We start from the raw sequence: 21875 nt of genomic DNA on the forward strand, positions 1-21875 counted from the left end.
CAGGCTTGCCCTCTCCGATGAACGTTCCTGTTCCGCATACACTTTGAAGCCGTATATCGTGATGCGGTGATCTGGATTAACGGCCATCAAGCGGGTTCGCACTTCAACTCGGGTTATACTGCTTTTGAGATAGATGTGACAACAAATCTCCAGTATGGCGTGGAGAATCGGATTACGGTAAAAGTGGACAATTCACCTAGTGAAGAGGCGCTTCCTAAAGGAAGCAGCTTTGATTGGGCGGATGACGGAGGTTTAATTCGTCCAGTCAAACTCGTAGTAACCGGTCAAACAGCATTATTCAAATTAAAGTCAGCTCAGAGGTCCAATTTGGACAAATTGACAATAAGGCTACAGGAAAGTTGTATGCAGAAGTACTGCTATGCCGTAAAAGAATATCACCTATCTGTGTCATCGACAGATGAAGAGTTTGTCAAACGAGTGATTCCTGATATGTATCCGGGAGATATCCTGAAAATGAAGATCACTATTGAACAAATAAATCCTAGTAAAGTGCCCGGCGATCGCTGAAGATCTGCCGGGTACTTTGCTGGGATCACTATACTCTTATATTGTGACAACGCTCCCGAGTACAATAGCCTCTTCTATAGCCAGTGATAGCTTCACATCCATCAGAGCATCAGATAAAGAATAAGTAGAAATATTCCTGTTTTCAGGTATTTTGACATGTATGGAAGAGTCTGGCCCATGGCAATCTCTTCATCAGAAAGTGGAAAGGGATGATAAGGATTATGAAACAGACAGTGTTGTCCTGTGCGTATTTCGTACAAGGATAGACTGTCCAAACTGCCTTCCTGTCCTCCCTGTAAACTTCAAACAGCCAGTCACCAACAGACTTCCGGTGACTGGCTGTTTAAACTTGTATTGACGATAACCCATTCAAGAAAAGTCTTTAGCATGGAAATGACATCGTATCGTGTCCACAACCTCAAAAAATTCGATAACACTGGTGAGGATATGGAGGATTTAATCTCCATCGGGACAATTGGCTGATTAAAGCCATTGAGAGCGTGGTCGGCCGAACTCACGCCTCTTCATCTACTTCCTGGGCTATTCAGGAGAAGCAGCATTTGATTCTAGGATCTGTACGCAGGAACCGGATGGTACTATCGCCCCTTAATCACCTTCTCGTAGATTTTTAAGTAACGTTCAGCCATCTTCTCTTTCGTAAATCGACTAGCGACATATTGACGAAGCTGTTCAGGATGTACTGATGAATTGCCCATAATCATCTCTGCCATAGCCTCCGCGCTTTTACACAAGAATTGTGGAAACCCAGACAATACTTCCGGCACTGCACCTCTTGGGAATGCGGCGACAGGCGTTCCACAGGCCATCGCTTCGATCATCACGAGTCCAAATTGCTCTTCGCAAGCAGTTGGAAACATGAGCCATTTGGCATGCCGCAGTAAATCTTGTTTTGCTTTCCCATGAACTTCATTGACATATTCGATGTTAGGACTGTTTTTAATTCGTGGAAGGATCTGCTTAAACAGATCTCCGTCCCAGGCGGGACCAGCTATTATCGTTCTTATGCCTGTCATTTCGGCTATATCAATGGCAGTATGCACGCCTTTTTCCCAATCAATCCGTCCTAGGAACAGCACATAATCTTTTTTGTACGCACTATATTTATACTCGTCAAGGTCGATTCCATTGTGTACATAATATCCTTTATGCCGGTGTGGAGACTGTTTAAGCTTCGTTCTACTCACATATACTGGATGCTTTACTGGGACATCTAGCGACCATTCCGTGTGAATCGTTGAGATCGTTGGAATGTGCAGGTCTTCCTTTCCAAACAGGAGATCATGTGTATGGTCGTGTATGATATCGGTATTGTCGGGAATCGTATCAAGAACGAAATCCTTGATGCTGCCATTCTTATACCGATGTCCATACGGAATGACGACAGCACGGCTTCGGCTCCCTGCGAGAGCATATACATAGACCTCGTGTCCCATATCCACAAGCGCATCTGATAAATTGTATACGATTCTTTCGAGACCTCCACTGCCTGGAAGAGGAATGATGTCAGGAGCGATCTGAACAATGATCACCGTAAATCACCTCTGCTTGATAATCGTGTATGGGAGCTTAAGATTCCCACGGGTCAGCCTGAATTAACCTCTCGTTCACTATGAAGGGCATCAATTGTTCAATGACATACATTTGGCTTTTATAGTGCTGCAATAATTTGAGTTTCATTTGCAATATATGAAATGGAAGCGGATCGTTTGCTGTATCGAATACATTTAAACAATCTATATTCATGCTGTGCAAAATACGGGATAGCGACTTATGCTGACTATGCCCGTATTCCCCGTGCAGATTATGAGTGACAACTTTATGGAAATGGCCAGTATCCAGTAGGTTTCTTAAAGCGTCTTTCACTTGTTCTTCATCAAAATCTCCTTCATATTCGTCTGGGAAGTCCCATATTTCGTACCCGGCGTCAACGAACTTCATCGCTGTTCGGAATTCCCGTGAACGAGTCTCGTTGCTACAGTTCGTCAGGCAAATGACTTTCCAGCCTGACTCCTCTAATAAAGCTCCACCTCCAAATATGCTTTCATCGTCAGGATGAGCGACTACCATGAGCTTATCTGCTGCCGATTTGGATGACATCACTCCACCTCATAGGAGGCATAACGGTCATTTAGAATGTTTGCATATACGTTCATCAACATATCTGTAGTACGGGTGAAGTTGAATTGTTCCTTCACCAGATTTCGGTTTACCCAACCTGTTTCCATATTTTCTTGAACCGGCATATCCATTGCTCGCTTTATATCTGCTTTTAGCTTCTCTACTGTCCAGATTTCATCGGCATGATGGTCACCAAACCATGTCTCCCATGCTGATCGGTAATTTCCTGGGTGAACCAGCCCGACAAAACCTTTCACACCAACAGCGACCACAGGACGACAGCAGGCCAGAGCCTCAAGGGCAGCTCTCCCGGTGCCAACAAAGACATCGCTGATGGAATAATAGGAAGACATATTGAGAGTATTCCCCAGCAAATGAATGAATTTGCCCTTCATCTCTTTGTGAATCACATCAACTAGCGATTTAATATTCTCACTATGCCGCCCTTCGCCAGTCACGAGAATATTTAGGTTAGGGTAGTGTGCGGCCTTTAACTGTCTGCATGCTTCTATGACGTCTCTGCAAATATCCGCTTTTTCCCAAGATAATCTGCCGGTGTACATAATAACAGGTGCGCCTTTTGGAATTCCCAGTTCTTCGCGTAAATCACTCTGAATAAGCGAGCGGTAATTGAACTGCACGGTATCAATTCCGTTAGGAATCAATTGGACCGGCAGATCTTTTACCGGCAATTGTTTCACTATGGAAGGGCTCACGCAGATGACCGCCGCGCTGCTTTTTATCAGCTCGATTTCATCGATTGTAAAAGGAAGTAACATGTGAAGCGTCCATAAACGAGGGATACACAATTGATCTGCGGCTTTTGCAGCGAAAGAACCGGAAGGGACTTGATGAATATGGACGGCCGTAATTCCTTCTGTATTCATGATTTGTTTTAATTGGGAGATAATCTTCTGCTCATCAGCATCATTACTTAAATGTTCGTTCGTGACGAAGTTAATCTCATATACGGGACAGCCTAATGCGGCGAATGCATCACACATTTCTCCTCGTTTCCCGGCTACAACGACGTGAATACCGTTTCTAAGTAATTCTCGTGTGCATGTCAGCACGTGCGTTTCAGTTCCGCCGATATTAAATTGATCCAGTACCATTAAAATGCGCAAGTCTCTAACTGAATATCGCGGTTCCATTCTGCGATTCGCTACTTCTTTATTGAACAAGACCACTTGCTTGGGCGGTTGAGCGTTCACGACGTACTGTACGAGCGGCTTTTCGCTGTATATGCGTTTCTTAACGATTGGTTTCTTGCTGCGAACCTCAGCTTTTTTTTTCATCTGATCAGCTCCTTATTATCCATAAAATTCACGGGAACGCTGGGCCGTATGAGAGCGGTAATAGTATAGGGTCTCTCGCAGGTTTTCGACCCGGATGCCGTGAGAAACGCACTTGGCAATAAACTCATAATCTTCGGCTCCATTCATGTTCCGGGAAAGTCCTCCCAAGCGATCAAATACACTGCCTCGAAACAAAATGGTCGGACTAGAGACGCAATGATCTCCTATCGCATATCTCCTGAAGATATCCTCGCCATAACTTAGCCAATTCGATGGGGTTTGTTTTCGAATGTCGCTATCTTCAAAAGCCATATAGTTCGTGCCGACCATACTAATCTGCGGGTTGCTCATCAGAAACTCAACCTGCTTACTAATCCTTTCTGGATGAGAGTAGTCATCCGCATCGTGAAATGCGATATATTCTCCGTTCGCCATAAACAGTCCCGTTGTTAGAGAACCGGAAAATCCTACATTACGAGGCAACTGAAGCAGCGTAAAACGGGGGAATCGCCGGCGGGCCTGCCACAATTGGATACGATCGACAGAACTGTCCGTGGATGCATCATCCACAACGATGATTTCTGTGCTTGGGTAGATTTGGTCGTATAAATGATCGAGACAGTCCTCAATGTAAGATTCTGCGTTAAAGCACGGGATCACAATACTTACAAGCTGGTCAATTCGTGCAAGCGACACAATCACCCCCTCCCTTCCAATACATCTTTTCTTTTCACCATATGATCTAAAATACATGGTTGCTTGGGATATACGTATATTTTTCACTAAAGTTAATGGGGAAATATGTAACTACCCAATCAAAATTCAGGATTAGCAATACAATAACAGCGGGCACAACATAAGGAAGGTGACTAAATGTGACAGAAAGCAGTGATTATACTGAATATACGGACTATTCAACGTATTCTGAGTACACGGACCATCCACGCCAAAAAATCTGTTTTGCCATATTAGTGCACAATCGCAGAGAGGTTATCTTCGATTTATTAGACAATATCCGCTGTTACTGTCCTAACAGTTCTGTCGTCTTGTATAACGGAGGAGATGATCCGGAAATATGCAAAGGTCTGGGATATCCGGTATGCCCGACCAGCAGAAAATTATATTACGGGGTAACCGCAATATATATGGTTGAAGTTATGGAGTGGCTCGAGGACATTAATTATTCCTACGATGTACTTATCAATCTAGATTCTGATGTTTTGTTTGCTAGAGAAGGCTTTGAGCAGTACATTCTTAACGAAATGAAAGACAAGGATTATTTGGGAGTCGATACGAAAATACCAGATGATGATTTTTATTGCCTAGTACAACTTAGGCAGGAAATCAACCGTTGGCTCCCCCTGCTTGGGAACGAACCTTATAGGGAGTCCTTTAACGTAGGGCAGGTATACAGCAGGAAGTTGGTCCTTCATTTATTACATGATGACCAGTATGAATTGTTAAAGACTAACCTCCGCGATACAAGGGCCTTCGGAGTGGATGAGCTTGTCTTTGCCACGATAGTTGAACGGCTGGGCTATAAATTGCATGCTTACCGGGAGGATGTTTCATCAACCATTCGTTATCGACCGCACTTTCCACTCGATGAAATGATCAGTCTTATGAATTCCCAACCAGAATGCTCTCTCATTCATCCGGTCTATCGGAACCTTAAGGATGAATCAAGAAGCTTTATCCGGGAGGTTATGAAACGGAAAATCCAGCTAGATCCCGACCATCAAGAACGATTTATGGAAGAATATCTCGGCGAAATGCCTTATCTCATCCGTAGAAGCAAATATAATGGCGCAAAAATAGAGTGGCTTGCCGCCTCAGAGGAAGAAGGGCTGCTTTACTGGAGGGAAAATCAATCAGGTAGAACTAAAGATGTCTTGTTTGGCCCCTATGCATTTGGAAGCGGAAAGATCAAGGGATTAATAGCGCTTGAGAGCAGATTCGGTAATCTTGAAGCGGTATGTCGAAGCGGTTACGGGCTTGTGCATTATTGGAGAGATGAGCATAGCGGTGAATGGTTCCAATCGGAACAATTTGCGGAAGGTGTAACGGGAATGCCGGCTTTTCTGGAGAGCAGCTACGGTAATTTCGAGGTGGTTACCCCGCTGAAGGAGGGGCGCCTTGGTCATTGGTGGAGAAACAACGACGATCCCACGCAACCTTGGTTTGGCCCGGAAGTATTCGGCACAGAGCAGTATGACGAAGTAATCTTAGTAGAGAATGATGCGAAGCAATTGACAGCCATTGCAAGTAAAGATGGCAAGTATCAATACTACGTTAGGGACGACCACAATAGCTGGGAGTGGTATGGACCTTACGATTAAGAGGTTGAGGACCAATGAGCATCCTGGCTGTGCAATACATTAGACCCATGGAAGATGGATGGTCACTCCCGCATCTGTTCAAATGTGAGGACGGTCAAACCTATGTTGTTAAATTCATAAATAATCGTGCCGGTTCTGGTATATTAGCCAACGAGCTGATAGCTTACCGTCTAGGAAAATGGCTCGGATTGCCGGTTGCACCCTATCGCATTATCCAGGTAACACGGGATCTTGTGGATATGTTCCCTGTTTTGAAAAGCTTGGATATCGCTGCAGGCTTGCATCTTGGCAGTTTGTATTTCGAACAAGGGACGACCTCGTTTGAGGATGTCAATTTGGCATTATGCAAAAATCTATATCATGCAGCTGGGATGATTGTATTTGATCATTGGATCAATAATTGGGATCGGCATATCGCAGAGTCCAATCTATTATATATACCGGACCAACGAAAAATTCTAATGATTGATCACTCGGATGCTTTTTTTGGACCAGATTGGAACACAGAAGAATGTATGGACGATGTGAATAGAATGGATATATTCTGGGGTCCCTTATATGAAATGTTTGTTCCTTTTATTGATAGTCCGGACCCGTTCGGCCATTATGTCTCGTTAGTCGAAAAGGTCAGCGAAAAAGCGGTCATTGAAGCGGTAAAGGGGCTTCCTAGACAGTGGAATATCTCCCGGGAAGATGTGACCGGGTTGATTGATTTTTTACTATGCAGGAGGAAGCTCGTTCGGGGTGCTTTGGAGGAATTAAGGGACAATTTTCCGATCTGGACGCAGGAGGATCAGTAGCAGATGAATTAACATATCCAATATATGATAAAAGGAGTGCTTATAAAAATGAAAATGGATCATAAGGATCAGAAACAAGTCACTTTAACTACAGGTCCTGTTTATGTACCGCGCTTTAACGATGATTTTCCGAACGACAAACTTATCGTTACTCTGAAAAATCCGACTCACAAAAAGCTGCAAGCGCAAGTGACCCTCGGCATATGTAATTCGCCTAACCCACCTGCTTCGCCTCTAGGAGGAGGTGGAACTGATAATTCTGTACAAACATTTGAAATTATGGAAACTGAAACTAATCTCGGTTTCTTCAAGGTTGATCCGATGACGTGCCTGCGTATTGAAAAAACGTTTGTTAACAATCAACTACAGGATTCGGTTATCCGGTTGACGGCAATCGGCGATTTTAAAATCTGTGAAGACAGCTGTGAGCCCATCTGCGGATTTCTGGAAATTTCTAGCGTAGTTGGTACGGAACCCGTTGTTAACGTCCAATCAGCAATACCTGTAGAGAAAACTGCCTTGCATCAAGGAGGATATTACGGAAGCTCGGGTGCGGACGTTACAGATCCGCAAACAATTGTACTCTATCCTAATTGGGTATTTTGCGAGAATCACTGTCCTTGTGATTCCGACTCCCACTCGGATTCCAGCTCTTCATCTAGCGACGACGACCACTAATTTAGGTTGGATTCACATACCCGAGATCTTTCCTACTCTCACGGGTACGCCTTATTTTCTGTGGGAAGGCGACCGTTATGTCCTGCAAGAAAAATTGCAGGAGGCTCCGTTTCCTCCAACAACAATAGAGGTAGTGACTCGTAGAGCAGCTCTTCTTGGGAAAATGCATTCCTCTTCGCTCGGCTTCCTTTCGAAACATGGACCATACGGTTGTGAGGAAAGAAACTTGTATGAAAGATTAATAAATATGATTATATAAATGATTTAATATAAGTTAATTAACTAGAATATCAGCCGTTGCATTTCCTTGTTCCGGGCATTTAATAGAAGCAGAATGAATTAACATATCAAATGATAAAAGGAGTGCCTATAAAAATGAAAACGGATCATAAGGATCACAAGCAAGTCACTTTAACTACAGGTCCTGTTTATGTACCGCGCTTTAACGATGATAATCCGAACGACAAACTTATCGTTACTCTGAAAAATCCGACTCACAAAAAGCTGCAAGCGCAAGTGACCCTCGGCATATGTAATTCGCCTAACCCACCTCAAGTAGCAGGTGGTGGTGGTACTAGTAATTCTGTACAAACATTTGAAATTATGGAAACTGAAACTAATCTCGGTTTCTTCAAGGTTGATCCGATGACGTGCCTGCGTATTGAAAAAACGTTTGTTAACAATCAACAACCAAACAATCAACTACAGGATTCGGTTATCCGGTTGACGGCAACCGGCGATTTTAAAATCTGTGAAGACAGCTGTGAGCCCATCTGCGGATTGCTGGAAATTTCCAGCGTAGTTGGTACGGAAACCGGGGTTGACACAGTCCAATCAGCAATACATGCAGAGAAAACTGCCTTGCATCAAGGAGGATATTACGGAAGCTCGGGTGTGGACGTTACAGATCCGCAAACAATTGTGCTCTATGCTAATTGGGTATTTTGCGAGAATCACTGTCCTTGTGATTCCGACTCCCACTCGGATTCCAGCTCTTCATCTAGCGACGACGACCACTAATTTAGGTTGGATTCATATACCCGAGATCTTTCCTACTCTCACGGGTACGCCTTATTTTCTGTGGGAAGGCAACCGTTATGTCATGCGCTCGGCTTCCTTTCGAAACATGGACCATACGGTTGTGAGGAAAGGCAGTGGCTAAGTACTAATCTGAGGAAATTATCCTCTATGAAGCATTGGGCGCAGTGGTATGGAAACTCTAGAGCATCTAAATAAAGATGATCCTGTCCTATAATATATGTTAATTGACTAGAATATAAGCCGTTACTATTCCTTGGACCGAGCATTTAATAGTATCAGGATGAATCAACACATCCAATACAATACTAAAGGAGTGCTTAAAAAATGAAAAACAATCACAAGGATCGGAAAGACGTTACTATAACTACAGGTCCTGTTTATGTATCGCCATTCAGCGTCGCCTATCTCCCGAACAACAAACTTGTCGTTACTCTAAAAAATCCGACTCACAAAAAGCTGCAAGCGCAAGTGACCCTTGGCCTATGTCCTACACCTAACCCACCTCAAGCATGTACTAGTGATTCTGTACAAACATTTGAAGTTAATGAAACTGAAACTAACCTCGGTTTCTTCAAGGTTGATCCGATGACGTGCCTGCGTATTGAAAGAATGTTTAATAACTATGAATTGTTTGATTCGGTTATCCGGTTGACGGCAACCGGCGATTTTAAAATCTGTGAAGACAGCTGTGAGCCCATCTGCGGATTGCTGGAAATTTCCAGCGTAGTTGGTTTTCAGGAATGGGGGGGCAGCGGAGTCCCATCAGCATTTGCAGAGAAAACTGCCTTGTATCCAGGATATTACCCAACCACGGGTGTGCTCGTTACAGATCCGGCAACAGTTGTACACTATGGTGATTGGGTATTCTGCGAAGATCACTGTCCTTGTGATTCCGACTCCAGCTCCAGCTCCAGCTCTTCTTCTTCCGATGACCACCACTAATTAGTTAGCCGGCCTCTTCCGACCCGGAAGAGGCCGTTTCTTCTTGTTAGGCCCTCTGGAGTAACGGACTTCCATTTTAGTATGACGAGGTGATTCTTTATGTTTCACCAGTTGCTGCAAACCGCTTCAGCACAATATGGGATCGCATTCTACGAATTCGAAATTCTTCATAAAACGGGGCGAACGCTGGTCCTGGCTGTGAAGTCACTACAGGGTGATTATGTTCTGAAAAGTATTTTTACCAGTGAAAAACGCCTCCAGTTTATCTTGGAAGCCGAATACTTCCTACGTTTGCAGGGAATTCATATCCCGAAGATCTTTCCCACTCTCACGGGCACACCTTATTTTCTGTGGGAAGGCGACCGTTATGTCCTGCAAGAAAAATTGCAGGGGGCTTCGTTTCCTCCAACAACAATAGAGGTAGTGACTCGTAGAGCAGCTCTTCTTGGGAAAATGCATTCCTCTTCGCTCGGTTTCCTTTCGAAACATGGACCATACGATTGTGAGGAAAGGCAGTGGCTAAGCACTTATCTGAGGAAATTATCCTCTATGAGGCACTGGGCGCACTGGTATGGAAACTCTAGAGCATCTAAAAAAAAGATGATCCTGTCCTATATCGATTTTTTTCAGCAAGCAGGACAGGAGTTGGTTGAACGGCTTGAGCGGCATGCCTTTTTTAAAAGCTGGATCGACGCTCCTCTTCAAAAGCATTTTTTGTGTCACGGCGACTTTCATAGCGACAATATCCTGACGGTGGGATCAAGTCTCTATGTTATCGACTTTGAATTCATTCGATATGACTATCCCTCCAAAGATATAGGCCGTTTTCTGCAAGGTATGATGAATCGGCGAAAAGCTTGGGATCCTGTCTGGTTTGATCATCTTCTAAATTCTTACCTCCGGGAAAATCCGTTGAACGAGAATCAATTGGAGCTTATGTATTTCGACCTAGCTTTTCCTCATAGCTTTTCCCGCTTTTTAGATAAAGGTGGATATAGAAAAATACCCTTTGATGATGTAACAGCTTATTTACAAAGAGAGTATGATAAAACTATTTATTTCCTGAACCAAACCAAATGATAGTAGCGTTGAGACAAAGTCCAAGACCCAAGAAGAACAGCGATTCTCCATCATTGGAGAATCGCTGTTTTGTCTATTCGCTCAATTGTGGTTTTGAAATATCCTATCTAGATCATGTGATCAAGAAGCCGATTTGGGCGTGAACGCTCTGCGAACCAGCTTTGTCAATTCCATTAGGATAACGGCGCCAAGTGCCAGGCCGCTTGCAATCAGCCACTCTGACATCCCGAACGAAGCCGGAATAGAGAAGATTTCTCTGACCCCAGGCAGAACCGCAATGCCGTAAAATGCAAAGCAGACCAGTACGGCTCCAATGACGTATTTGTTGCTGAAAAAGCCAGCTTCAATAGCAGTTTGACTGTTCGAGCGAGCGGCAAAAGTCTGAAGCGTACGAGAAAGGATCAGGGTTGTGAATGCCATGGCCACGCCCATATCAGGTGAATCCTGAAGTCCGATATACTGGGATATAATTACGGCTATACCTATAAGTAGACCACGGGTAATAATAGCCTGCATCATTCCTCCAGCAAATATTCCTTCCTTGAGTTCTCTTGGATTTCTGCTCATCACATTAGGTTCAGGTTTTTCCATACCAAGAGCAATGGCGGGCAGAGAATCATTCGCCAGATTGATGAATAGAAGCTGAATCGCCGTGAAAGGACTAATCCAGTCGAAGATAAGGGCAAAGAGGATGGCGATAATCGCACCCAGGTTGCCTGAAAACAAATAGGCGATCGCTTTTTTAATATTGTCGAACACCGTTCTGCCCACAGATACAGCATTAACGATAGATACAAAATTATCATCGGTCAAAATCATGGCAGCCGCATCTTTAGCAACATCCGTTCCACTGCCCATGGCAATTCCGATATCCGCTTGCTTTAAGGCAGGCGCATCATTTACGCCATCACCGGTCATGGCTGTTATTTTGCCTTTCCGCTGCCACGCTCGGACTATTCTGATCTTGTTCTCCGGGGAGACTCGGGCGTACACACCAATCTGCTCAAGCTTATTATCAAGTTCTTCGTCGGACATGGCATCGAGCTCTTGGCCGGTTACGGCAATTTCTTTTTCGGTCATCAGGCCGATATCGCGTCCGATTGCTTGTGCGGTTGTCTTATGATCACCAGTAATCATGATGGTCCGGATTCCAGCCTTCTTGGATTCTGCGATCGCGCCGTAGACGGCTTCCCGAGGGGGATCAATCATAGCTGTCAAACCTACGAGCACCAGATTTTGTTCATCTTCCAGTCCGACTTCAGTGAACGTATTTGGCACAGTTTTGTAAGCATAGGCAAGTACACGCAGTGCTCTGCTGGAGAATTCCTCATTGGCTTCAATGAAACGTTCAAGAACTTCCGGGGTCATCGGCACTTCTTTTCCACTTAACAGTACGTGCGTGCATAGACCAAAGAGCACATCCGGACCGCCTTTGGTGATCATTGCTTTTTGCCCGTTAAAAGTGTGCAGGGTAGTCATCAGCTTGCGATCCGAGTCAAAAGGAAGTTCGGCTTCGCGAGGGAAATTGTCGCGTATTTCCCTGTAATCTTTATTCTTGCTGTTGCTGAAGGCAATAAGTGCCACTTCTGTCGGGTCCCCAAGCTCTTTACCATCCTCATTAATGTTCGAGTCGTTGCAGAGCACGGCAATATGTAGTAGGCGCCGGGCTTCCTCAGACCATTCTTCGGGCTCTTGATTGAATTGATCACGGTCACCTTCCGGTAAAAAGTAATCTACAACCGTCATTTTATTTTGGGTCAGAGTACCGGTTTTGTCCGTACAGATGACACTGGTTGATCCAAGTGCTTCGACGGCTGGTAGCTTACGAATAATCGCATGTTGCTTAGCCATTTTGTTCGTACCTACGGATAGGACAATAGTTACGATCGAGGACAGAGCTTCGGGAATAGCAGCGACAGCTACAGCGACTGCAAACATTAGCGCATTCAGGATGGCTTCCGTTGTATCCACTGTATCATTCGACAGCCAAACACGTCCGGCTTGGATGGCAAAGATTAGAACGGACAGCAGGATGATGGCTATACCTAGCTGCTTGCTGAAGGTTTCGAGCTTACGCTGCAGTGGCGTTTGTTTGGCTTCGGCGCTTTCAATGAGTTCAGCAATTTTTCCGATTTCGGTAGTCAGTGCAGTTCCTGTTACTACAAGGGTTCCACGGCCATATACAACCAAAGAACCGCTGAATGCCATATTACGACGGTCTCCGAGTGGAGATTCTTTCGCGATGGTATCCGTATGCTTCTCTACAGCCTCGGATTCTCCGGTCAGCATGCCTTCATTGATCTTCAAGCTTCCCGATTCTATGATACGGCCATCGGCGGGTACAAAATCGCCGGATTCCAGTAATACGATATCACCGCGAACAAGCTCCCTTGCAGGGACGGTTTTTAATGCTCCATCCCGCAACACTTTGGCCTCGGGTGCCGACATCTGCTGCAAGGCGTCGAGTGAACTCTCTGCTTTACGGGTTTGAATGACACTTATAACTGCATTGAGAATTAACACGAGGAAAATGATAAGCGACTCCATAACTTGTCCCATAACAATCTGGACAATGGCCGCTATAAGCAGTACGACCACCATAGGGTCCTTGAAATTTTCAAGGAAAAGCTTCCAGATGGGATCCTTTTTCTTTCCTTTTAATTCATTGTAACCATCTCGTTCCAGTCGTTTGTCGACTTCTGCCGTCGTAAGCCCGTTAGCGGAACTCTGCAGTTCCTTTAAACTGTCTGTTACACTATTGCGGTAATACTCCACTAATGATAGCTCCTCTCTGCTGTGCTGTGTCTTTTTTTAGGTCTCATAAGCTTCGATTTGCTGCACAAGTGCACATAACTACGTATTTATGCAAGTATGATAAATCAGTTCGTCAAATCAGTAAACCTCAGGACCTATCATCAAACTTACGATTTAACTTGGAGCAGGTTTCAAAATATCGAGTTTAGTATGTGCATATCTAAAAAAAGATCATTCCTAATCGTTCATGTTGTAATGAAAATTTCGCAGCTCCAGATGTCCATGCAGATTGGTAATGGAAGCAGCGCCAATTATGTTCAACTCGCACCCAAAACAGTCAGTGCAAGCGACGGCTGGATTCAGTTCGAGGGAACATACCGGTATAACAATGTAAGCAGTGAGTATTTGACCCTCTATGTGGAAATCTCTAGCAACAGCACCGCATCTTTTTATATCGATGATATCAGCTTTGAAAAAACAGGATCTGGTCCGGTTGGTATTCAAAAAGATCTAACTCCGATTAAAGATGCTTATCTGAACGACTTCCTGATTGGGATATTAAGCTCTATTACAACGATTATAACGAAGATAATCAGAATAAAGCGCAGGCCATCTACAGTATGGTCAAAGAAATTAATGATAAGTATGCGCTGACTCACCCCGGCAAACTGCTTATAGACGGCGTTGGCATACAGGCGCACTACAGCATTAATACGAACCCGGAAAATGTGGAGCGGTCCTTGGAGAAGTTTATTTCCTTGGGCGTCGAAGTTAACATCTTCCCTTTTTAGATAAGTCTGTGAATTAACGGCGCTCTCTATATATTCTTTTAAAAGAATCGTTGGTCCAAGAGAAAGCACATTGAATCGAATATACATACTACTAGGTATACTTCATCCATGTCAAAGAGGTGATTAAGATGAAAAAGCAGATAGAATCCGCTAAGAAGCGAAGTCCTCTCTCCAGCCTTAAGCCCAAACGCAATCTGAATCTTAAAGCAACGGCCCAGATCATTAACTTTGCGGTTATTGGTGATAGCCATGTGGGATATGGGAGCAGCTCAAGCATTTTTAGAAATCTTTTGCCTAAAGCAGTGAGCAGCGGGAATAAGAGGTTTGTTATTTTTGGAGGAGATAATACTCAAGCGGGAGCTAATCATGGAAATAATGCGAATGCCTACTACAAGGACTTCAAGGATACGGTGACAAGCACGCTCGGGAGCATCCCTTATAAAGCATCTATAGGAAATTGGGAGGCAAGTACCCAGTCCTTATTCACACAATATTTAGGTGCAGTAGAAGGGCAAATGAATTTCCCGGGTACGCAGGGTAAGGTGAAGTATGTATGGCTTAATTGTGCACTTGGAAAGTTCACGCCGGCCAGTATAACTTTATTAAATAATTTAGATGAAAGGTATTACTATATTATTGATTTTCATTGGCCTTTAAAAGTGAGCGGGATCACGGTCGATCCTAGCCATGTATTAAGCGCATCGGAGACGAATAAGTTTTTTTCGGCCATACCTATGAAAGTGAGAGATAAAGTACTGGCCATTTTCACGCATCATGGACACCTGTTTTATAGGAAGCTTAACAATATTTATCCTAGTTATAGCAATACAAAATTTTTTGTGTGCGGATGTTCTGGTGATTATAAATGTAAGCCAAATGGTGATCGAGGTTATTATAATGCCACATTGACCATCAATGGGGCTGCTTTTAATGTTGATGCTTTTAAGATGTCAGTTATGTAGTGATGCTACGAGAAACGGTAGTATCTTTTAAGGACCACCACCGTTTCTTTTGTTATGTTTCCTGTATACCTAAAGCGTGCTTTCCCAGTTTCTTCGGAATTGTTTAGGGGGGTGCCAGTATATTTCTTAAACACTTTGGTAAAATAGCTCTGGTCGTTGAATTGTAGCCTGATGGCGATGTCCGATAAGCTAACCTGGTAATTCGATTAATCGTTTTGCTTCCGCAATCCGTTCGAATTGAATAAAATCACTGATCATGAATCCTGTTTCCTCCTAAGGTAGAGTATAAAGAAGGCTTGTTCGTAGGCTATCGTTACTATGACAAAAAAGAGATTGAACCGCTGTTTCCTTTCGGCTTCGGTCTAAGCTACACAGAGTTTCAATACAGCAATTTAAGAATCTCCAAGAGCAGCATAAAGGATACGGAGACTGTACAGGTTACGGCTACCGTTAAAAATACGGGCACTAGCGCAGGAAAAGAAATTATTCAGCTCTATGTTAGCGATAAGGAGAGCAGCGTGATCCGTCCACTTAAGGAACTAAAAGGCTTCCAGAAGCTAGAGCTTCAGCCAGGAGAAGAGCAAGAGGGTTTCTTTTGAACTGGATAAACGTTCCTTTGCCTATTACAACATCAACCTTAGCGATTGGCATGTGGAAAGTGGAGTCTTTGACATTGCTATCGGTTCATCTTCGCGGACTAGAGATTTTTGTAATAAAATACAACGATAAAAAAGAGACTCTTCTATATAAATAGAGGAGTCTCTTTGATGCGTTGAGACATTTAGATAAATAGATTATGACTAGATTGATCGGCTTGGCCGAGGTAATAACCCACGCCGCCGATTCCCACGCCGTCGATCAGTTCTTCACGGGTGATGCCCATAAGATCCATAGACATTTGGCAGGCAACGATCTCGACGCCTTGGTCGACAGCCATTTGAATCAATTCTTCCAAAGAAGAGACATTATTGTTCTTCATTACAGAGCGAATCATCTTGGAGCCCATGCCCATCATGTTCATATTCGAAAGCGTTAGCTTCCGACTGCCGCGGGGCATCATCGCTCCGAACATTTTGCCAATGAAGTTCTTGTTCACAGGTACTTTTTCATCCTTGCGGATAATATTAAGGCCCCAGAAGGTAAAGAACATGGTAACCTTTTTGCCGCTGGATGCTGCTCCATTGGCAATGATGAAGGAAGCGATCGCTTTATCTAGATCACCGCTGAATACAACCATCGTGCTTGCGTTACTAGTTTGGACAGGTTGTGCTCCTACTGGAGCGGATTCTTCGGTAACTCCTTTGCGCAGATAAGCTTCGATCATGCCAGTAGGCAGCTTCGTTAATTGCAAAAGCGTGTGCTTAGACATGCGAGCCCATGCCTTGATATCTTCATAGAATCCCGGATCGGAAACCGTTACCTTCAAGACTTGTCCGTCTTGCAACGGGTCCATGCTCATTTTGACTTGGATCAGCGGCCCAGGGCAGCACAGTCCGCAAGCGTCAAGCACGGAATCAGGTGTTAGATCCAATTTTTGCTTGGCTGGGGCGGATACTGGTGCGCTGGAGTTGGACGTGAAAGCTGTAACATTGGTATTGGTTGGAGTTGACCCAGCTCCAATTGCTGATCCAGTAATAGTACCGGTAGTTGGTCCAGTAGCAGAACCAGTAGCAATACCAGTAGAAGTGCCAGTGCCAGTTCCCGCCAATGCTACTGCTGCTGCGATTTCTTTACGGGCTGCTGATATACCGACGTTTGGAGTCTGGTTATCTTTTTTTTTAGGCGTAAATTGGCTCATTTGATAGGTTTTATAACCTCCGGTGAGATTCTTCACATGGAAACCTTTTTGCTGCAAAATCCGGGAAGCGGTGTAGCCTCTAAGTCCAACTTGGCAATACACCCAAATTTCTTTACTCGGGTCAAGCTCGCTTAGACGACCACGCAGATCATCTACAGGGATGTTAATAGAGCCTTCAATATGACCGTTGACATGCTCGATTTCCGAACGTACGTCAACTAAGATAGTGTTGTTCTTGTCGCGACCTTCTAAATCGTTAGGAACGAATACCGTGGTCATGCCTTGCAAAATATTTTCAGCTGCAAATCCAGCCATATTCACCGGATCTTTAGCGGAAGAATATGGAGGGGCGTAAGAAAGCTCCAATTCCGTTAAATCAGTGACCGTACCTCTAAAGCGAATCACTGTAGCGATATCGTCGATACGTTTATCTACTCCACTATAACCGACAGCTTGTGCTCCGAGCACCGTTCCTTTTGGATCAAAAATCAGCTTCATAGATATCGGAGTTGCCCCCGGGTAATAGGTTGCGTGAGAGCTTGGATGTATATAAATCACGTGATAAGGTAAGCCCAAGCGCTGTAGTGTTTTTTCATTATTACCGGTAGAAGCACCTGTGATTCCAAATACTTTGATGATGGAAGTTCCTTGGGAACCCTTGTAAGTAGTGCCTAGACCGCTAACGTTGTCCGCAGCAATCCGTCCTTGCTTATTGGCAGGGCCTGCTAGTGGAATAGCGGTTTTAGTTCCGTTTACGAAATCAACCACCTCAACAGCGTCACCTACAGCGTACACTTGATCCAGATTTGTCTCCATCCGTTCATTGACTAAAATATGGCCGCGGGGACCGAATTCTAAGCCACTATCTTTCAGGAAAGAGGTATCAGGCGACACGCCGATAGCCAGCAGAACCATATCACTCTGAAGCACGGTACCACTTGCTAATTGAACCTGTATCTGTTCTCCTACCTCGGCAAACCCCTGAACCATATCCGAAAAAATAAGATTTAGCCCATGCTCGTCAAGCTCCTTTGCCAAAATAGAAGACATTTCGGTATCAAACGGAGCTAAGATTTGCGGTCCTGCCTCAATTAAGGAAACTTCTAGTCCAGCTTCTCTAAGGTTCTCAGCCATTTCAACGCCGATAAATCCGCCTCCGATCACAACGGCCGAACGAGTGCCTTCCGCTGAGACTTTGGTTTTGATTTTGTCAGTGTCGGGAATGTTGCGCAGCATGTGAATTTTGGAACTCTCGATACCGGGCAAATTCGGACGAATCGGTTTAGCACCTGGCGATAAAATCAGAGCATCATAGCTCTCTTCATAAGAGCCTTTTTCTTTACTTTCTACTCGTACTTTCTTGTTCACAGGGTCGATAGACACCACTTCACTTTGAATCCGGACATCGATGTTAAAACGTTTATGCATCGCTTCAGGTGTCTGCACCAGCAGTTTGGAGCGGTCCTGAATGGAACCTCCAATATAATAAGGTAGTCCGCAATTGGCAAAAGAAATGTACGGATCACGCTCAAACATTACGATATGAGCCTCTTCATCTAATCTCCGCAGTCGAGCGGCTGCTGATGCTCCTCCTGCAACTCCACCGACAATCAATACTTTTTTACTCATGATGATTTATTCCTCCCCTAAAAATAACTGAATAAGATGTTTGATCTTCTCGTCTTTAACAGAATAGTTAATTTCAAGCCCATTACGTTCGGTTTCAACAATGCCAAGTGATCTAAGCTTTTGGAGATGCTGGGACACCGTAGATTGTGGGAGGTCCAGACAGTCCTGCATGAAGCTAACGTTGCAGCTGCCTTTTTCAAGCAGTCCTTTAATGATGCACAAGCGAACGGGATGAGCGATAGCCTTTAAGGTTTCGGCGGTTTGGTTATAGGCTTTAAAATTTTTGTCCATGTAACGAACACCTCGCTTTACAATATCCTTATATCGTAATATTATGATATAGTGATATAAAAATCAAGTTATTTTTATAAATGTGAAGGAGAGATGCTCGATGTCTTTTAAAATTTCAAAGGAAATAACCCCTCAGCAAGTGGCGAAACGTCTGAAGAATGGAGAGACTCTTACGATGCTGGATGTACGCGAACCAGCCGAATGGGTGGAGGGACATGTGATCGGTGCTAAGCATATACCGCTGGGTCAACTGCTAACGCGCGTAGATGAACTGGATCCTAATGGAGAGACGATTGTGATGTGCTTAAGTGGTGGTCGAAGTGGACTGGCTTGTGAGCTGCTAGTTGAAAAGGGCTATAAGGTTGTGAATATGACAGGTGGATTAGGCGCTTGGACGGATGATTTTTTGGTGCGGGAGTAATAGCATGAGCATGATGTTTCGGATCATACTGAGTATTCTGATTGTCATAAATATTGTAAGGGTCTTGCGCTACGCCTGGCCTATCCGTTCACTCTCATATGTAGAAGTTCGCGACGTACACAAATTAGCAGATCAATCACTAGCCATGAAAATGCTCGATGTCAGGGATGCCGTAGAATATCAGCAGGACAGCATCCGTGGTTCGATAAATATATCGCTCGGGCGGCTAGCCTATGTGTGGCAGCACTGTCTATCCACTGACGATTCTGTTCTAATCCTTGCTGATAGTTATTATAAAAGAAACAAAGCTGCGAGAATTCTTTATAAGCAGGGCTTTCGAAAGTTATATGCGGTAAATGGTGATTTTATAGGGAACAAAAGAACACTCTCCGACATTTCGGTGAAAGGGTGCGAAGGATAATGGATTTAAGCTCATTGATGTCCCGTCTTGGATTTGGTAAAAGCGCAAGTGTAAGAACATTGAAGTCAGCAGAATTCCGGAGCGAAATGGAGCAATCTAAAAATAGGCTACTGATCGATGTCCGTGAACCGGATGAATACAAGAGTGGATTTATACCCGGCGCAAAAAACATCCCGCTGTCTCAGTTGGAAAAGCGGCTCGGTGAGATCCCGAAGGATCGGGATGTGCTACTCTACTGCCGCAGCGGTATGCGAAGCAAAAGTGCAACGCGGATATTGGGAAAACATGGGTATACTCGGCTTGCACATTTGCAGGGCGGGGTAAGTAGCTGGGATGGGAAGTTGAGTCGGCGGTAGGGCAATGGCTTTGGGGGATTTCGAAGGGCAGGGGCAAGATTACTATACTGAGGTTACTTTAACTGAATTACTCAAACTGAGCTCATTCTAACTGAATTCACACTAAATGAGGCTACTTTAGCAGAATTACTCTATTAGCACTAACTCTGACAGAACCAACTCTGACAGAACTAACTCTGACAGAACTAACTCTGACAGAACTAGCTTAGCCAGCGCTAATTTAGCTTACTGTAACTGACCTGCTGTAGTGAGCTACTATAGCTGGCCTTACTTAAACGCACCATACTCAAACCAATTAGCTTTTTTAATGGATAAGTAATATTCAGCTTGAGGCTATCGTTGAAAGTAGAGTATCATTGACAGCATCAGAAAGCGAATACTATACTTTTGAGTAATAGGACGAAGCACGTCCCGTACCCATGCTGGGTGCGGGATTTTTTTTGCCAAGGAGGAGGGTGACGGATGGGATTTACGGAGGAGCATTGTCGGTGGATCGAAGATCATATTAGTCGCAGAACGGGAGAACGGCGGGGGAGACTGGAGCGGGGACATGGTCATGGTGAGCGAATGTTTTTGGAGAAGGTATGGTGGCCTATGATGGGGCATTTCAATGACCTTCATCCTGAATATGAAGTGTTGGATTGGCGTAGCAAGCCCTATTTTGTTGATTTTGTGTGGAAGCCTGGTCAGGTTAAGTTTGCGTTTGAAGTAAAAGGCTACGGCCCACATGTGCAAAATACAGACCGAACGCGCTACAGGCAGGAGCTGAATCGTGAGACTTATCTACAAATCGCGGGTTATCGGGTGGTGGCGATTCCTTATGATGACCTGGAAGCGAATCCAGAACTTACGATTACTTTGTTAAGACCATTGCTGATGCCGTACCTCGCTTTGAGGACGGATGAGAAAGAGGCTTTTAGCCGACTGGAGCGTGATATTTTGCGGATTGCTGTGCGTTCGAACGGGTGCATTCGGCCGGTTGATTTGGTGAAAGAGCTTGGGATTGATCTTAGGACGGCTAGGAAGTATATGAGGTCTCTTTGTGAGAAACGAAAGTTCAATCCGGTAGTTTCCCAGGTAAGCGGGAGGATTTGTCGCTATGAATACATCCATTCTTTTAACGATATTCAGCTGTGGTAAATGAACGGTATAAATCCCGTTGATTGGGGGCGTGGAGCGAGAAATGGGCAGAAGAACGGTATAAATCCCGTAGATTGGCTGCGTGGAGCGCTAAATGGGCAAAAGAACGGTATAAATCCCGTAGATTGGCTGCGTGGAGTGAGAAATGGGCAAAAGAACGGTATAAATCCCGTAGATTCGAGCTGTGGAGTGAGAAATGGGCAAAAGAACGGTATAAATCCCGTTGATTGGGAGCGTGGGACGAGAAATGTTGCAAAAGGTGGCACCATCGAAATCAGAACTGGAAGCCCAGCTGGGAAACTGGTTGGAACTGTGACAGTTCCTTCTGGTGGAGTTCTGCAACAGTGGAACACACTTACTGGCGAAGTATCCGCCCAGCCTGGAACTGTCGATGTTTATGTAGTCTTTAATGGTGAGTTGCTTCTCAGCCGCTTTCAATTTAATCAATAAAATAGATGACCTTTAAT

At 44.4% G+C, this 21875-nt stretch carries 22 protein-coding genes and 2 pseudogenes; 17 read left to right on the top strand and 7 right to left on the bottom strand.

The genetic code is table 11. From position 1 onward, the window contains the following. The first annotated feature begins 36 nt into the window (after positions 1–36). Both MHH52_RS07285 and MHH52_RS07290 read left to right on the top strand, forming a co-directional pair. Positions 37–528, top strand: a complete 492-nt coding sequence (locus tag MHH52_RS07285; protein ID WP_340009529.1) for a sugar-binding domain-containing protein — start codon at positions 37–39, stop codon at positions 526–528. Positions 529–939: 411 nt separating this feature from the next. After that, positions 940–1028, top strand: a pseudogene (locus MHH52_RS07290) (flagellar biosynthesis protein FliA); the annotation flags it as partial. 96 nt (positions 1029–1124) lie between these two features. Here the strand turns inward: MHH52_RS07290 and MHH52_RS07295 are convergent. From MHH52_RS07295 to MHH52_RS07310, 4 genes are read right to left on the bottom strand one after another with little or no spacing between them, the layout of a single operon-like run. Beyond that, positions 1125–2078 (bottom strand): glycosyltransferase, encoded by a 954-nt coding sequence (locus MHH52_RS07295; RefSeq protein WP_340007600.1) that lies wholly within the window; start codon positions 2076–2078, stop codon positions 1125–1127. Positions 2079–2115: 37 nt separating this feature from the next. After that, positions 2116–2646, bottom strand: a complete 531-nt coding sequence (locus MHH52_RS07300) for a PIG-L family deacetylase (protein ID WP_313640167.1) — start codon at positions 2644–2646, stop codon at positions 2116–2118. After that, positions 2646–3965, bottom strand: a complete 1320-nt coding sequence (locus tag MHH52_RS07305) for a glycosyltransferase (RefSeq protein WP_340007601.1) — start codon at positions 3963–3965, stop codon at positions 2646–2648. Before MHH52_RS07305 ends, MHH52_RS07300 begins: the two co-directional genes overlap by 1 nt. 15 nt (positions 3966–3980) lie before the next feature. Then, positions 3981–4661 (bottom strand): glycosyltransferase family 2 protein, encoded by a 681-nt coding sequence (locus MHH52_RS07310; protein ID WP_313640169.1) that lies wholly within the window; start codon positions 4659–4661, stop codon positions 3981–3983. Positions 4662–4840: 179 nt separating this feature from the next. Here MHH52_RS07310 and MHH52_RS07315 point away from each other — a divergent pair, with 179 nt between their 5' ends. From MHH52_RS07315 to MHH52_RS07340, 6 genes are all read left to right on the top strand, one after another. Continuing rightward, complete coding sequence (locus MHH52_RS07315) at positions 4841–6304, top strand: hypothetical protein (RefSeq protein ID WP_340007602.1); 1464 nt, start codon at positions 4841–4843, stop codon at positions 6302–6304. Between the two features lie 14 nt (positions 6305–6318). Then, positions 6319–7104, top strand: a complete 786-nt coding sequence (locus MHH52_RS07320) for a HipA family kinase (RefSeq protein ID WP_340007603.1) — start codon at positions 6319–6321, stop codon at positions 7102–7104. 48 nt (positions 7105–7152) lie between these two features. Next, positions 7153–7782: a hypothetical protein gene (locus tag MHH52_RS07325; protein ID WP_340007605.1), complete on the top strand. Its 630-nt coding sequence runs from the start codon at positions 7153–7155 to the stop codon at positions 7780–7782. Positions 7783–8157: 375 nt separating this feature from the next. After that, positions 8158–8802 carry a hypothetical protein gene (locus MHH52_RS07330; protein WP_340007607.1) on the top strand — a complete coding sequence of 215 codons (645 nt, stop codon included), beginning with the start codon at positions 8158–8160 and terminating at the stop codon, positions 8800–8802. A 345-nt stretch (positions 8803–9147) separates the two neighbouring features. Further along, entirely contained in the window at positions 9148–9765 is a 618-nt protein-coding gene (locus MHH52_RS07335; RefSeq protein WP_340007609.1) for a hypothetical protein, read from the top strand. Positions 9766–9864: 99 nt separating this feature from the next. Beyond that, a complete protein-coding gene (locus tag MHH52_RS07340) occupies positions 9865–10845 on the top strand; it encodes a CotS family spore coat protein (protein WP_340007610.1) in 981 nt (326 codons plus the stop codon). Positions 10846–10965: 120 nt separating this feature from the next. On the opposite strand, the gene MHH52_RS07345 is transcribed toward MHH52_RS07340, so the two are convergent. Next, the gene (locus tag MHH52_RS07345; protein WP_340007612.1) at positions 10966–13620 is read right to left on the bottom strand and encodes a cation-translocating P-type ATPase; all 2655 of its coding nucleotides are present in this window, start codon (positions 13618–13620) and stop codon (positions 10966–10968) included. A 234-nt stretch (positions 13621–13854) separates the two neighbouring features. Here MHH52_RS07345 and MHH52_RS07350 point away from each other — a divergent pair, with 234 nt between their 5' ends. The 4 genes and pseudogenes from MHH52_RS07350 to MHH52_RS07365 all read left to right on the top strand — a co-directional run. Continuing rightward, a complete protein-coding gene (locus tag MHH52_RS07350; RefSeq protein ID WP_340007614.1) occupies positions 13855–14253 on the top strand; it encodes a hypothetical protein in 399 nt (132 codons plus the stop codon). Then, positions 14157–14390 (top strand): endo-1,4-beta-xylanase, encoded by a 234-nt coding sequence (locus tag MHH52_RS07355; protein ID WP_340009531.1) that lies wholly within the window; start codon positions 14157–14159, stop codon positions 14388–14390. Before MHH52_RS07350 ends, MHH52_RS07355 begins: the two co-directional genes overlap by 97 nt. 128 nt (positions 14391–14518) lie before the next feature. Continuing rightward, complete coding sequence (locus MHH52_RS07360) at positions 14519–15352, top strand: metallophosphoesterase (RefSeq protein WP_340007617.1); 834 nt, start codon at positions 14519–14521, stop codon at positions 15350–15352. Positions 15353–15627: 275 nt separating this feature from the next. Next, positions 15628–16048: pseudogene (locus MHH52_RS07365) on the top strand (fibronectin type III-like domain-contianing protein); the annotation flags it as partial. An 85-nt stretch (positions 16049–16133) separates the two neighbouring features. On the opposite strand, the gene MHH52_RS07370 reads toward MHH52_RS07365, so the two are convergent. Then, positions 16134–18779: an FAD-dependent oxidoreductase gene (locus tag MHH52_RS07370; protein ID WP_340007619.1), complete on the bottom strand. Its 2646-nt coding sequence runs from the start codon at positions 18777–18779 to the stop codon at positions 16134–16136. 6 nt (positions 18780–18785) lie between these two features. Beyond that, complete coding sequence (locus MHH52_RS07375; RefSeq protein ID WP_036675735.1) at positions 18786–19070, bottom strand: metalloregulator ArsR/SmtB family transcription factor; 285 nt, start codon at positions 19068–19070, stop codon at positions 18786–18788. 100 nt (positions 19071–19170) lie between these two features. Between MHH52_RS07375 and MHH52_RS07380 the strand changes: the two genes are divergently transcribed. From MHH52_RS07380 to MHH52_RS07400, 5 genes are all read left to right on the top strand, one after another. Beyond that, positions 19171–19491, top strand: a complete 321-nt coding sequence (locus MHH52_RS07380) for a rhodanese-like domain-containing protein (RefSeq protein WP_340007621.1) — start codon at positions 19171–19173, stop codon at positions 19489–19491. 4 nt (positions 19492–19495) lie between these two features. Then, positions 19496–19912, top strand: coding sequence for a rhodanese-like domain-containing protein (locus tag MHH52_RS07385; protein WP_340007623.1), 417 nt, complete (start codon positions 19496–19498; stop codon positions 19910–19912). Further along, positions 19912–20268 carry a rhodanese-like domain-containing protein gene (locus MHH52_RS07390; RefSeq protein WP_340007625.1) on the top strand — a complete coding sequence of 119 codons (357 nt, stop codon included), beginning with the start codon at positions 19912–19914 and terminating at the stop codon, positions 20266–20268. Before MHH52_RS07385 ends, MHH52_RS07390 begins: the two co-directional genes overlap by 1 nt. A gap of 462 nt (positions 20269–20730) precedes the next feature. After that, on the top strand, positions 20731–21408 hold the full coding sequence (locus tag MHH52_RS07395) for a hypothetical protein (protein ID WP_340007627.1): 678 nt from the start codon (positions 20731–20733) through the stop codon (positions 21406–21408). Further along, positions 21409–21858, top strand: a complete 450-nt coding sequence (locus MHH52_RS07400; protein ID WP_340007629.1) for a carbohydrate-binding protein — start codon at positions 21409–21411, stop codon at positions 21856–21858. Positions 21859–21875: the final 17 nt, after the last annotated feature.

The sequence above is a fragment of the Paenibacillus sp. FSL K6-0276 genome, from assembly GCF_037977235.1.
Taxonomy (GTDB): Bacteria; Bacillota; Bacilli; order Paenibacillales; family Paenibacillaceae; genus Paenibacillus_AQ.